Annotated in this window: 3 protein-coding genes; all 3 read left to right on the top strand. The window is 75.2% G+C overall.

Annotated elements, in window-relative coordinates:
* Window positions 1-741: 741 nt before the first annotated feature.
* From AB0K67_RS09775 to AB0K67_RS09765, 3 genes are read left to right on the top strand one after another with little or no spacing between them, the layout of a single operon-like run.
* Entirely contained in the window at window positions 742-5,457 is a 4,716-nt protein-coding gene (locus AB0K67_RS09775) for an amino acid adenylation domain-containing protein (protein ID WP_364055715.1), read from the top strand.
* Complete coding sequence (locus AB0K67_RS09770) at window positions 5,454-13,625, top strand: amino acid adenylation domain-containing protein (RefSeq protein WP_364055712.1); 8,172 nt, start codon at window positions 5,454-5,456, stop codon at window positions 13,623-13,625. Before AB0K67_RS09775 ends, AB0K67_RS09770 begins: the two co-directional genes overlap by 4 nt.
* Window positions 13,622-14,572: a pyridoxal-phosphate dependent enzyme gene (locus tag AB0K67_RS09765; protein WP_364055709.1), complete on the top strand. Its 951-nt coding sequence runs from the start codon at window positions 13,622-13,624 to the stop codon at window positions 14,570-14,572. Before AB0K67_RS09770 ends, AB0K67_RS09765 begins: the two co-directional genes overlap by 4 nt.

Raw genomic sequence — 14,572 nt, 5'->3', positions numbered from 1 at the left:
GGGAATGGCGGGGCACCGCTTGGTTTGACAACTGTATAGCGTTGCGGCGCGTCGGCCATCAAGTTTTCACACGCATCAATAAAATGCTCTGATAATGCCCGATGTCATCATTTTCATTGTTTTGATGGCCGGGGTGGACAGCGGTCAAGCCAGGCGTGAAGCCACAGGCAGATCGGGTCTCAGCCGTGTGGTCCGGCCGTCGAATGGGCTACGCGACCCATCCGTACGAAACGGCGCCCGGGTTCGGTGGGCCTGCTCTCCCCATTCCTGAACGATTCCGGTGAGTATGTAGTCCTTCCGCTTTTCAAGCGTGATCGTGAGATTGTGCACCACCGCCTCCGGCCGTTCGTCGGGTGCGCCGCGGCTCCGATGAGAACGGCACTGCGTCGGGGTGCCGAGATCGTGCTCCTGGCGCTACCCGGCTCGTTGACCTCTGTTCGATCTGTCCTGACTCCAAGTTGACGTCTCAGCAAGGATTTTCGCAGGTCACACGTAGGAGACAGACCTGATCACATGCCCCCATCCCGGAGCATAATGATCGTCTGCGGAGAGCAGATGACCCCGAGGAGGACAACCCGCGCGGCGATCGGTCGCGCCGATTACGCGACGCTGGACCGCCCGCGCGACCTCGTGCGGCCGGCGACGACCTCGCCTTGGACCCGTGCGCCATCCCCAAAGGAGCGGACCCGTTCGCGACCGCCCACCCGGGCCTGCGTTTGACCCCTGCTGGAAAGAGGACACATGAACCCCCCTGTGACGGGCGCGAACCGCCCTCCCACAGACATGCCCGGCCGCCTCCACGAGGCTCTGGAGGCGCAGTGCCGGCGCACGCCCGATCGCGTCGCCGTCGTCGCGGGCACGACCCGGCTGACCTACGCCGAGGTCCACCGCATGGCCAACGGGATCGCCAACGCACTCGCCGCGCGAGGCGTCGGGCGCGGCGACCTCGCGGGGATCTGCCTGGACCGTGACGAGTGGCTGGTGCCGGCGCTGATCGGGGTGCTGAAGGCGGGGGCCGCGTACGTGCCGCTGGACCCGGCCTACCCGGCGGAGCGGTTACGTTTCATGGCCGAGGACTCCGGCGCGGGCGTGGTGGTCACCTCGGCGGCCCGGCGCGGCACCGCGTCGCTGACCGGCGCCGACACCGTGCTCGTCGACGACACGACACCCGCCGAGCGCGGGCCCGAGGTCCCCGGCGAGCCGTCCGACGCCGCGTACGTCATCTACACCTCCGGCTCCACCGGCCGCCCCAAGGGCGTGGTCGTGGAGCACCGCAACACGCTGAACCTGGTGCGCTGGGAGGCGTCCGCCTACACGGCCGAGGAGCTGAGCGGCATGCTGGCCGGCTCCTCCATCTGCTTCGACGCCTCGATCACCCAGATCTTCACGCCGCTGTCCGCCGGCGGCACCGTGATCATGGCGGATAACGTGCTGTCGCTGCCGACGCTGCCGGCCCGCGACGAGGTGCGCACGGTCTTCGGCGTCCCGTCAGCGCTGTCAGTGCTGCTGCGCGAGCCGCTGCCCGAGGGCGTGCGCATGGTGCTGTCCGGCGGCGAGCGGCTGACCGCCGCCCTGGTGGCGCGCATCTTCGAGAACCCCGGCGTGCGCCGCGTGCTCAACATGTACGGCCCCACCGAGTGCACGACCGGCAGCACCCTGTACGAGGTGACCCGCGGCCACCAGGGCGAACCGCCGCTGGGCGGGCCCATGGCGAACGCGGTGCTCAGCGTGCGCGACGCCGACGGCCGGCCGGTCAAGGACGGCGACGTGGGCGAGCTGTGGATCGGCGGTCCCGGCGTGACCCGCGGATACCTGGGCCAGGAGTCGGACGTGTTCCGCACCGAGCCGGACGGCTCCCGCGTCTACCGCAGCGGCGACCTGGTCCGCTGGGTGGACGGCGAGCTGCATTACGTGGGCCGCGCCGACGACCAGGTCAAGATCCGCGGCTACCGGGTGGAGCTGGGCGAGGTCGAGTCGGCGCTGGAACGTCACCCCGCCGTGCGCCGCGCGGTCGTGCTCGCGCACACCGACGACGACGGCATCGCCTACCTCGTCGGGCACGTGGAGGCCCCCGGTGCGACGGAGCCCGAGCTGCGCGACTGGTTGCGCGAGCGGCTGCCCGACTACCTGGTCCCGGCCAGGATCGGCGTGACCGACGAGCTGCCGATCGCCCCCATGGGCAAGGTGGACCGCGCGGCCCTGCCCAAGCTGCGCCCCGCGCGTACGGGAGGCGAGGCGCCGGTCGCGCCGCGCACGGACGACGAGCGCCAGGTGGCCGAGGTGATCGCGGACGTCCTCGGCCTGCCCGAAGTGGGGGTGTACGACCGGTTCCCCGACCTGGGCGGGCACTCGCTGGCCGCCGCCCGGGTGGTGACCGAGCTGTCGCGGCGGCTCGGGCACACCGTGCCGCTTGCGGCGTTCCTGACCGAGCCGACCGCGGCCGGGCTGGCGGCGCGCCTGCGCGAGCCGGGCTCGGCCCCGGTGCGGCGGACCGGCGCGACCCGCCACCCGCTCACCGCCACCCAGCGCGAGTTCTGGACGCTGCGCGAGCTGCACCCGGGCAGCCCGGTCACCACGGTGTCGGTCCGGCTGCGCGTGCGCGACCTCGACGGGAGCGGGCCGCTGCGCGCGGCGCTGGACGCGGTCGTCCGCAGGCACGAGTCCCTGCGCAGCACGGTCGCCGTCGGCGATGACGGCGTCCCGTACGCGATCGTGCACCCGCCCGCCGCCGTCCCGCTGACCGAGCACCCGGCGGGCACGGACCCGGTGAAGGCGGCGCGGGCCGCGGCGGAGCACGTGTTCGACGTGACGACCGAGGTGCCGCTGCTGCGCGCGAGCCTCTGCCCTGCGGGGGACCACACGGCCGAGCTGGTGCTGGTGACGGACCACCTCGCCTTCGACGGCGGTTCCGTCGGCGTGCTGATGGAGGAGCTGGCCGCCGAGCTGGCGGGCGAGCCCGTACCCGAGCCCGCGGTGCAGCTCGGCGACGTGGCGGTACGCGAGCAGGAGGACCGGCCCGGCCTCGACGGGCTGCGGGAGTTCTGGCGCGCCGAACTGGAGGGGGCGCCGGTGGCGGGCCCGCCGCCCGCCGACCTGACGACGGACCGGGTGGTCAGGCCGCTGCCCGAGGAGTTCACCGATGGCGTGGCGGCGCTGGCCCGCGCGTGCGGCACGACCCCGTACGCGGTGTACCTGGCCGCGCTCGCCCTGGCCTCCGGGGAGCCGGACACGCTGATCGGCATGGTCGCCGCGCGCCGCGCCGCACCGGAGCTGGCCAGGGTCGTCGGACCGCTCATCGACACGGTGCCGGTCCGGCTGCGCCCGGACGCCGCGCCGACCTTCCGCGATCTGGTCAGGCAGGCCGGTGAGGCCGCGACGCGGGCGCTGGTGCACCAGGAGGTCCCGCCCGCCGACCTGCCCCGCGCACCGGTGCTGCTGGCCATGCAGCACGGCGAGGTGCCGGTCCGCGCCGGACGCCTGGACCTGCTGACCGAGGTGGGCTCGGGCGCGGCGGTGCACGAGTTCAGCGTCCTGGTCAACCGCACGGTCGAGGGCTCCGAGCTGCACCTGGAGTACGCGCTCGCGCTGCTCGGCAGGCGGCAGGCCGAGGCGTACCTCGACCGGCTGCTGTGGCTGCTGCGCGGCGCGGTGGCCGAGCCGGACCTGGCGATCTCCGCGTTCGAGCGGGTCACCCCGGACGAACGCGCCGCGCTGCTCGCCCGCGCCGCCGGGCCCGAGCTGCCCGGCGACCTGCCGCCGGTGCCGGTGGCGCTCGCCTCGCACGCGACGGGCACGGCGGTGATCGGCCCGGACGGCGCGACGCTGAGCCACGCCGAGCTGAACGAACGCGCCGACCGGATCGCGGCCGGGCTGCTGGCGCACGGGGTGTCGCGGGGCGACGTGGTCGGCGTCCGCGTGCCGAGGGACCGGATGCTGCCCGCGGTGCTGCTGGGGGTGTGGCGGGCCGGGGCGGCGTATCTGCCGCTCGACCCGGACCTGCCGGAGGAGCGGCTGCGGCTGCTGGCCGAGGACGCGGGCGCCCGCGTGGTGCTCACCCGCGGCGAACCGCCCTCCGCGGCGGCGACGCTCGACGCGGACCTGCTCGCCGAGGGACCGCGCGCCGACCTGCCGGAGGTGCGCTCCGGCGACCTGGCGTACGTCATCTACACCTCCGGCTCCACCGGCGCCCCCAAGGGCGTCGAGGTCACCCACGGCGGCCTGTCCGCCCTCGTGCACGGCATGATCACCGCGCTCCGCCTCGGCCCGGATGACGTGCAGCCCGCGGTCGCGCCGCTGAGCTTCGACGCCTCGGCCTCCGAGCTGTGGTGCGTCCTGACCGCCGGCGGCACGTCGGTGGTGGTGGACAGGACCACGGCCACCGACGGGCACGCGTTGGCCGAGCTGATCACCGCGAGCGGCGCCACGGTGATCGACCTGGTGCCGACCTCGTACCGGATGCTGCTCGCGGCCGGCTGGACCGGCGGCCCGGCGCTGCGCGCCGTGGTCGGCGGCGAGGCCCTGGACCCGGCGCTGGCCGAGCAGATCCTGCTCCGCGCCGGTGAGCTGTGGAACGCCTACGGCCCCACCGAGACCACCGTCACCTCCACGCTGCACCGGGTGCGCACGCATGAGGGCGACCGGGTGCCGATCGGGTCGCCGATGCCGGGCGAGCGGGCGTACGTGGTGGACGCGCGGCTGCGGCTGGTGCCGCCGGGCGAGGTCGGCGAGCTGCTGCTGGGCGGCGCCGGCGTGGCCCGAGGCTACCGGGGACGGCCCGACCTGACCGACTCCGCGTTCGTGGCCGACCCCTTCACGCCGGGCGGCCGCGCGTACCGGACGGGCGACCTGGCGCGGTGGCGGCCTGACGGGACGCTGGAGTTCCACGGCCGCCGCGACCACCAGGTGAAGGTGCGCGGGTACCGGATCGAGCCGAGCGAGATCGAGGCCGTGCTGCGCGAGCTCGCCGAGGTCGCGGTAGCCGTGGCGGGCACGGGCGCGGACGCCCACCTGGTCGGCTACGTCGCGCCGGAGACGGCGGACCTGGCCGCGATCCAGCGGCACGCCACGTCCAAGCTGCCCGCCCACATGGTGCCGCGCCGCTGGGTCACGCTGTCGGCCCTGCCCACGCTGCCCAACGGCAAGGTGGACCGCGCCGCGCTGCCCGAGCCGGACACCGGACCCGGGCAGGAGCGGGTCGCACCCGCCACCGACGCCGAGCGCCTGGTGGCCGCCGTCTGGGCCGAGGTGCTCGAACGGCCCGAGGTCTGGGCCGGCGACGACTTCTTCGCCCTCGGCGGCGCCTCGTTCGCCGCGACCAGGGTGGCCGCGCGCCTGCGCGAGATGTTGCAGGTCGCGGTGCCGGTGCGGCTGCTGTTCGACCGCCCGGTGCTCGCCGACTTCGCCGCCGCGCTGGAGGAGCTGCTGGCCGCCGAGCTGATGGAGGGGAACGAGGGATGACCGAGGTACATGAGGACCGGATCGCCGGGCTCGTCCGCTCCAGGCTCGCCGCCGCGCTCAAGCAGGCCGAGAAGGCGGCCCCCGGCATCCCCGTGACGCGGGCCACGGACATGCCGCTGTCGCCGACCCAGGAGCGGCTGTGGTTCCTGGCCCAGCTCGAGCCGGACACGCCCGCCTACAACGTGCCGCTGGCGCTGCGGCTGCGCGGCCCGGTGGACCTCGCCGCGCTCACCGGCGCGGTGGCCGACCTCGCCGAGCGGCACTGGATCCTGCGCGGCGTCATCGAAGACGGCCGGGTACGCCCCGTCCCCGCCGTGCCGGTGCCCGTGGTGGACGTGGACCCGGCCGACCTGGAGCGGGAGCTGACCGGGCACGCCTGGCGGCCGTTCCGGCTGGACGCCGAGCCGCCTATGCGGGCCACGGTGTTCCGGCTCGCCGACGACGAGTGCGTGCTCGCGCTCACCCTGCACCACATCGCCACCGACGCCTGGTCGGAGCGCGTGCTGCTGGACGACCTCGCCCGCCTGTACGCCGCCCGCCTCGGCCTGGAACCGGCCCCCGACGCCCCTGCCCTGCAGTACGCGGACGTCGCGGCGTGGGAGGCCGGACGGCAGGACACCGACCTCGACTGGTGGGCCGGGTACCTGGCGGGCCTGCCGCCGGTGCTCGACCTGCCGCTCGCCCGCCCCCGCCCGCCCGTGCCCGGATGGAAGGGCGCGGCGGTGCCGCTGGAGGTGCCCGAGCCGCTGGCGGCGAAGGTCCGCGCGGTGCCGGGGACGTCGCCCTTCATGGTGTTCCTCGCCGGGCTGCAGGCGCTGCTGAGCCGCCTGTCCGGCATGGACGACATCGCCGTGGGCGTGCCGCACGCGGGCCGTCACCACCCCGACGCCGAGCGGGTCGTCGGCTGCTTCGTCAACACGCTGGTGGTGCGCGGCGACACCTCGGGTGACCCGACCGGCGCCGAGCTGCTGGAGCGGGCCCGTACGGCGGCGCTGGACGCGTACGCGCACGCCGGCACGCCGTTCGAGCGGGTCGTGGAGCGGCTGCGGCCGGAGCGGAACCTCGCGGTCACGCCGCTGTTCCAGGTGATGCTCAACGTCTACGACACCGGCGCGCCGATCACGCTGCCCGGACTGCGGGTCGAGGAGGTGCCGCTGGAGGCGCCGACCGCGAAGTTCGACCTGAACATCGAGCTCGGCGACGACGGCACCCGCTTCACCGGCGAGCTGCGCTACCGCAGCGACCTGTACGACGAGACGACCGCGCGCCGCCTCGCCGGCTGGTACCTGGAGCTGCTCGACGGCATGCTCACCGACCCGGACGCGCCCGTGCGGATGCCAGCCGGCGACGACCTGCGCGGCCCGGCCGCGGACCTGCCCGTGGACGTGCCGCTGCACGCGCTGGTCGAGCGGGTGGCCGACGCGAGCCCCGACGCAGTCGCGGTCGGCACGCTCGGCTACGCGGAGCTGGACCGCCGCGCCAACCAGGTGGCCCACTGGCTGCTGGAGCGCGGGGTGCGCCCTGACGAGCCGGTCGGCGTGCTGCTGGAGCGGCGGCCCGAGCTGGTGGTCGCCATGCTCGGCGTGCTCAAGGCGGGCGCGGCCTACCTGCCGCTCGACCCGGTCTATCCGGAGCGGCGCAACCAGGCGGTGGTGGCCGACGCCGGGGCGCGGATCGTGCTCACCGAGGCCGAGCTCGCCGCCGCCGCGGACGCCTCCGCCGAACGTCCTGGCGTGGACGTGCGGCCGGAGCACCTGGCGTACGTGATCTACACCTCGGGCTCGACCGGGCGGCCGAAGGGGGTCGCGGTCGAGCACCGGCACATCACCCACTACCTCGGCGCGGTGGCCGGGGTCCTCCCCGCGGGGCTGGCCTCGTTCGCGCTGGTCTCCACCGCCGCCGCCGACCTGGGCATGACGAACGTGTGGTGCGCGCTGACCACGGGCGCCACCCTCCACCTGATCGACCACGAGACGGCCACCGACCCGGCCGCGTTCGCCGCCCGCCTGGCAGAGCAGCCGGTGGACGCGATCAAGATGGTGCCCAGCCAGCTCGAACTCCTCGGCACGGCCGCGCTCCCGGAGAAGCTGCTGATCCTGGCCGGCGAGGCGGTGCCCGCCGACCTGGTGGCGCGCGTCCGGCAGGCGCGGCCGGACCTGGAGGTGCAGATCCACTACGGACCCACCGAGACCACGGTGTCCGTGCTGGCCTGCGACGCGGACGAGAGCGCCCCCGGACGGGCGCCGCTCGGGCGGCCGCTGGCCGACGTGGTGTGCCGGGTGGCCGACCCGTCAGGACGGGCGCTGCCGCCCGGCGTGCCGGGGGAGCTGTGGATCGGCGGGCCCAGCGTGGCGCGCGGCTACCTGGGCCGCCCCGACCTCACCGCCGAACGTTTCACCGGCGGCTGGTACCGCACCGGCGACCGCGTCAGGGTCACCCAGGACGGGCTGATCGAGTTCCTGGGACGCGTCGACGACCAGGTGAAGGTGCGCGGCTTCCGCGTCGAGCTGGGCGAGGTCGCCGCGGCGTTACGAGCCCTGCCGCAGGTCGCCGAGGCGTACGTGCAGCCGGTCGGCGCCGGCCTGGAGCGGCGCCTGGCCGCCTGGGTGACCCCGGCCACGGTGGACGCGGCCGAGGTACGGGCGGCGCTGCGCGAGCGGCTGCCCGACTACATGGTGCCGGCCGCGATCGGCGTGCTCGAGGCCCTGCCGCTCACCCCGAACGGCAAGGTGGACCGGGCCGCGCTGCCCGAGCCCGAGGCCGCGCCCGCCGTGCGGGTGCCGCTCGGCACCCCGGCCGAGCGCCTGGTGGGCGAGATCTGGACCGAGGTGCTCGGCCTCACCGAGGTGTGGGCGGACGACGACTTCTTCGCGCTCGGCGGGCACTCGTTCGCCGCGACCCGGGTGGCCGGGCGGCTGCGCGAGCGGCTGGGCGCGGCGGTGCAGGTGCGGCTGCTGTTCGAGCACCCGGTGCTGGCCGACCTGGCCGCCGCGCTCCCGCAGCCCGCCGCCGCGGCGCGGGCGCGGCGCGCGCCGGTGGACGGGCCGGTGCCGCTGTCCGGGGTGCAGGCCAGGCTGTGGTTCCTGGCGCAGCTCGAACCGGACAGCAGCGCCTACAACGTCCCGATCGCGCTGCGGCTGCGCGGCCCGCTGCGGGAGGAGGCGCTGCTGGGCGCGGTACGCGACCTGGCCGAGCGGCACCACGTCCTGCGCAGCGTCGTCGACGACTCGGGACCCGAGCCCGTGATGGTGGTGCGGGACGCCGCCGAGGTGCCCGTCTCCACCGAGCGCGTGCACCGGTCCGAGGTCGAGGACGTGCTGGCCGCGCACCTCGCGACCCCGTTCGCTCTGGACCGCGAGCCGCCCATGCGCGCGACGTTGCTGACCGTCGATCACGAAGAGCACGTGCTCTCGCTCACCTTCCACCACATCGCCACCGACGCGTGGACGCGCGGCCTGCTGCTCGACGAGCTGTCCGGCCTGTACGCCGCCCGCCTCGGCCTGCGCCCGCCGCTCGGCCCGCCGCCCGCGCAGTACGCCGAGGTCTCGCCGGTCCCCGACCCGGCCGACCTGGACTGGTGGGCCGAGCGGCTGGACGGCCTGCCGCCGGTGCTCGACCTGCCCGCCGACCGGCCGCGCCCCGCCGTGCCCGGCCCCGGCGGCGCCGCGCTCGACCTGGAACTGCCGGCCGGGCTGAGCGAGCGGATCAGGGCGGTGGCCGCCGCCTACCGCTCCACGCCGTTCATCGTGCTGCTGGCCGGGCTGCAGGCGCTGCTGGCCAGGCTGTCGGCGAGCGCGGACATCGCGGTCGGCGTGCCGGTCTCCGGCCGCGACCACCCGGACACCGAAGGCGTGGTGGGCTGCTTCCTCAACACCGTCGTCGTACGGACCGACGTGGGCGGCGACCCGACCGGGCGCGACCTGCTGGCCCGCGCCCGAGAGTCCGCGCTTGGCGCGCTCGCGCACGCGGGCACGCCGTTCGACCGGGTGGTGGACCGGCTGCGGCCGGAGCGGAACCTGGCGGCCACGCCGCTGTTCCAGGTGATGCTCAACTACATCTCCGGCGTGGCGCGGCCGGAGCTGCCCGGCCTGGAGTCGTCCGAGATCCAGCTGCCGGAGCAGACCACCAAGTTCGACCTGAGCTGGCACGTCATCGACGAGGGTCCCGGCGCGCCGCTGCGCGGCGGGCTCGCGTACCGCACCGACCTGTTCGAGCCGGGGACCGCGGAAAAGCTGGCCCGCTGGTACACGGCCCTGCTCGACGGGCTGCTCGCCGACCTGGACGCGCCCGTGGGCGCGGTGCCGCTTGAGCCGGTGACAGGGCCCGTCATCGACGGCGGGCCGCCGCCCGAGCCGCCCGCCGGGGCGGTGCACCACCTGATCGAGCGCTGGGTGGACGAGACCCCCGGCGCCCTCGCGGTGGTGGGCGCCGATCGTGCCCTGACGTACGCGGAGCTGGAGTCGGCCGCGAACCGGATCGCGCACTGGCTCCTGGACGCCGGCGTGCAAGCGGACGAACCGGTCGGCGTGCTGCTCGAACCCAGGGCGGACCTGGCGTGCGCGCTGTTCGGCATCCAGAAGTCGGGCGGCGGCTACCTGCCGATGGACCCGGCCTACCCGGCGGCGCGGATCGCCGCGATGCTGGAGGCCGCCGGAGTGCGGGCCGTGGTGACGGTGAGCGAGTTCGCGCCCCTCATCGGGGACGGCAGGCGGGTGCTGACGCTCGACCGGCCGCCGTCCCTGCCGGACACCCGGCCCGACGTGGACGTACGGCCCGGGCACCTGCACCACGTGATCTTCACGTCGGGCTCCACCGGCACGCCCAAGGCGGTGGCCGCCGAGCACCGCGGCGTGCTCAACTACCTGGGCGGCATGCTGCCGCGCATCGGCGTGCCCGGCGGGTCGTTCGCCGTGGTCTCCACGCCCGCCGCCGACTTCGGCCTGACCTGCGTGTTCGGCGCGCTGACCACGGGCGGCACGGTGCACCTGGTGCCGCGCGAGACCGCGATGGACCCGGCCGCGTTCGCCGGCTACCTCGCCGGGCACCGGGTGGACGTCGTCAAATGCGTGCCGAGCCACCTGGAGCTGCTGGCGTCGGGCGGCGACCTGGCCGCCGTGCTGCCGCGCGAGCTGCTGATCCTGGCGGGTGAGGCGTGCCCGTGGGACCTGGTCGAGCGGGCCAGGACCGCCCGGCCCGGGCTGCGCATCCAGAGCCACTACGGCCACACCGAGTCCACGATGATCTGCCTGGTGTGCGACACCGAGGAGATCCCCGCCGACCGGCGGACCGGCATCGTGCCGCTCGGCCGCCCGCTGCCCGGCGTGCACGGCCACCTCGTGGACGCGGCGATGCGCCCCGTGCCGCCCGGCGTGCCCGGCGAGCTGGTGGTCGGCGGTCCCGGCGTCACCCGCGGCTACATCGGCCGGCCCGAGCTGACCGCCGAACGGTTCGTCCCCGACCCGCTGACCGGGGACGGACGCTGCTACCGCAGCGGCGACCTGCTGCGCCTCACCTCCGACGGGCGGATCGAGTTCCGCGGCCGGGTGGACGACCAGGTCAAGGTGCGCGGCTACCGCGTGGAGCTGGGCGAGGTCACCACCGCGCTGCGGGCGCTGCCCCAGGTCGCCGAGGCCGTGGTGCTGCCCGTCGGCGAGGGCAAGGCCAGGCAGCTCGCCGCGTGGGTCACGCCCGCGACCGTGGAGGCCGCGGCCGTGCGCTCGGCGCTGCGCGAGCGGCTGCCCGACTACATGGTGCCCGCGCACGTCGTGGCGCTCGACCGGCTCCCGCTCAACCCGAACGGGAAGATCGACAGGGCCGCGCTGCCCGAGCCGGTGGCCGAGCGGGCCGCGTACGCCGCGCCCGCGACCCCCGAGGAGGAGCTGGTCGCCGGGGTCTTCGCCCGCGTGCTCGACGTGGAGCGGGTGGGGACCGACGACGACTTCTTCGCCCTCGGCGGTGACTCGTTCGCCGCGGTCCGCGCGGTCAAGGAGATCGGCCGCGGGCTGCGGGTGATCGACCTGTTCACCCGGCCGTCCGTCGCCGAGCTGGCCGCGTTCCTCGGCCGCGAGGACGGCGGCGAGACCGGCGGCGGGCTGCTGCATCGCCTGGGCGGCGGGCGGGCCAGCGAGTTCACGCTGGTGTGCGTGCCGTACGGCGGCGGCTCGGCGGCGGTCTACCAGCCGCTGGCCAAGGAGCTGGGCGACCGGGTGGAGGTGCTCTCCGCCGAGCTGCCCGGCCACGACCCCGCCCGCCCCGACGAACGGCCGCTGCCGCTGGAAGAGCTCGCGGACAGGCTGGCCGCCGAGGTGGCGCGGAGTGCGTCAGGACCGGTCGCGATCTACGGCCACTGCGTGGGCTCCGCGCTCGCCGTCGCACTCGCCCGCCGCCTGGAGGCGGACGGCGTGCACGTGCTGGGCGTGATCGCCGCCGCGAGCTTCCCCGCCGCACGGCTGCCCGGACCGATCAGGCGGCTGTTCGGCGGCGACCGCTGGGTGTCGGACCGGATGTTCCGCGACGCGCTGCGCGCCTCCGGCGGGCTGCTCGACGACATGGACGAGGCCGCCAAGCGCACCGCCGTACGCGCCATGCGGCACGACGCCGACCAGGCGCAGGAGTGGTTCACCCGCGAGCTGACCGGCGAGGCGGCGCCGCTGCGCGCCCCGATACTCAGCCTCGTCGGGGAGCGTGACCGCGCCACCCAGCTCCACGAGGAGCGCTACGCCGAGTGGGCGGCGTTCTCGCCCCGCGTGGAGCGGGCCGTGCTGCCCAGGGCCGGACACTACTTCCTGCGCCACCAGGCGGCACCCCTGGCCGCCCTGGTGCTCGGCCACCTGACCCGCTGGGCGGCCGGCGACCTGCCCGACCCGGTGCGCCCGCCCGAGCGCACCAACCTGCGGCCCTTCTACACGGTCGCCGCCGGGCAGATCGTCTCGGCGCTGGGCACGGCGCTCAGCTCGTTCGCGCTCGGCGTGTGGGCGTACCAGCTCAGCGGCGAGATCCTGGACCTGGCGCTGGTCACGATGCTGGCGCAGATCCCGGCCGTGCTGCTCACCCCGCTCGGCGGCGCGCTCGCCGACCGGATCGACCGGCGCACGATCATGCTGGCCTGCGACGCGCTGTCCGGGCTCACCATGGTGGCGCTGGTGCTGCTGCTCGTCACCGGGCGGCTGGAGTTCTGGAACGTCTGCCTCATCGTCGGCGTCACCTCGATCGTGTCGGCGTTCCAGCAGCCCGCGTGGATGGCGGCGGTCGCGCAGCTCGTGCCGAAACCGTACCTGCCACAGGCCAACGCCCTCGCGAACGTGGGCTTCGGCATCGGCAACGTGGTCGCGCCGCTCGCCGGCGGCGCGCTGATCGGCCTGTTCGGGCTGTCGGCGGTGGTCGCGGTGGACGTGGCCACGTTCGCGGTCGGCGTGATCACGCTGCTGCTGGTGCGCTTCCCCGACCGGCTCTTCCACCGGCGCGAGGAGACGTTCACGGCGGCGCTCACCGGTGGCTGGCGGTTCCTGCGCAGGCGGCGGCCGCTGCTGGTGATGGCGCTCTACTTCGCGGTGGTCAACTTCTGCACCGCCCTCATGTGGGTGCTCGTCACCCCGATCGTGCTGGCCATCGGCACCTCGGCCGACCTGGGCGTGGTGACCGCCGTGGGCGGTGTCGGCGCGGCCATCGGCACCGGCGTGGTGATGGTGTGGGGCGGCACCCGGCGGCGGGCCACCGGCATGATCGGCTTCGTCGCCGGGTCCGGCGTCGGCGTCATCCTCATGGGCGCGTGGCCGGTCGTGTGGCTGGTCGCGGCCGGGCTGTTCATCCGGCTGGCGTGCATGAGCATCGGCAACGCCCACTGGCTGTCGATCATCCAGGTCAAGGTGGGCCAGGAGCTGCAGGGCCGGGTGCTCGCGGTGAACATCATGATCGCCACCGCGATGCAGCCGATCGGCTTCCTCGCCGCCGACCCGCTGGCCGAGTGGGCCGGGCGGTTCGCCGGCGGGCCCGGCGGCGGCGCGGCGGCGGTGCTGCTGGCCAGCGGCGTCTTCCTGGTGATCTGGGGACTGCTGGGGCTGTGGTACCGGCCGCTGCACCACCTGGAAGACCGCGTTCCCGACGCCGCGCCGCCCGCGGAGGCCGCGGCCGACCTGGACGCCATCCAGGAGAGGGTGCTGAGCGCGTGAACGTGGAAAGCGCGGTGCGCACGGGGCTCGTCACCGCAGGCGACGTCCAGGCGGCGAGCGCCCGCATCGAGCCGTACGTGCGGCGCACCCCGCTGCTGCGGCTGCCCGGCGAGCGGCTCTGGGTCAAGCCGGAGAACCGGCAGCCGACCCGCTCGTTCAAGGTCCGCGGCGCGGTCAACGCCGTGGTCCGGCTCGCCCGGCACGGCGTACGGCACGTGATCGCGCAGTCGTCGGGCAACCACGCCCAGGCCATCGCCTACGCCGCCGCCGAGCAGGGGGTGCGGGCCACCGTCGTCCTGCCGGACACCGCACCCGAGCTGAAGGTGAGCGCCGCGCGCCGGCTCGGCGCCGAGGTGGTGATCGTGCCGCCCGCCCTGCGGGAGGACGCCTGCCTGGCGCTGTCCGACCGGTTCGGCGCGGCGATCATCCGCTCCGACGCGTTCGACGTCATCGCCGGGCACGGCAGCGCCGGAGCCGAGATCGTCCAGGACCTGCCGGACGCGGGCTCGGTCCTGGTGCCCGTCTGCAACGGCGGCCTGCTCGCCGGGATCGCGGTGGCGGTCAAGGCCACCTGCCCGGCGATCCGGGTGATCGGCGTCGAACCCGAGCTGGCCGCCGACGGGGCGGCCAGCTTCCGCTCCGGCACGCGTACGGCCTGGCCGGTGGAGCTCACCTACCGCACCCGCGCCGACGGGCTGCGCGCCCCCGTCCTCGGCGCCCTGGCCTGGGAGCACATCCACCGGTACGTGGACGACATGGTGACCGTGACCGAGGACGCCATCGACACCGCCGCCGCCCTGCTCCTGCGCGAGCTGGGGGAGCGTGCCGAGCCCAGCGGCGCGGTCGCCACGGCCGCCTACCTGGCCCACCGGGCTTCCCTGCCGCCGGGACCGGTCGTCGCGATCCTCTCCGGCGGCAACGTCGCCTCCGCCACGGCGGCGAGCTAG

This window comes from Nonomuraea sp. NPDC052634 (genome assembly GCF_040678535.1).
Classification (GTDB): domain Bacteria; phylum Actinomycetota; class Actinomycetes; order Streptosporangiales; family Streptosporangiaceae; genus Nonomuraea; species Nonomuraea fastidiosa.
This window is presented reverse-complemented; position numbering and strand designations above follow the sequence as displayed.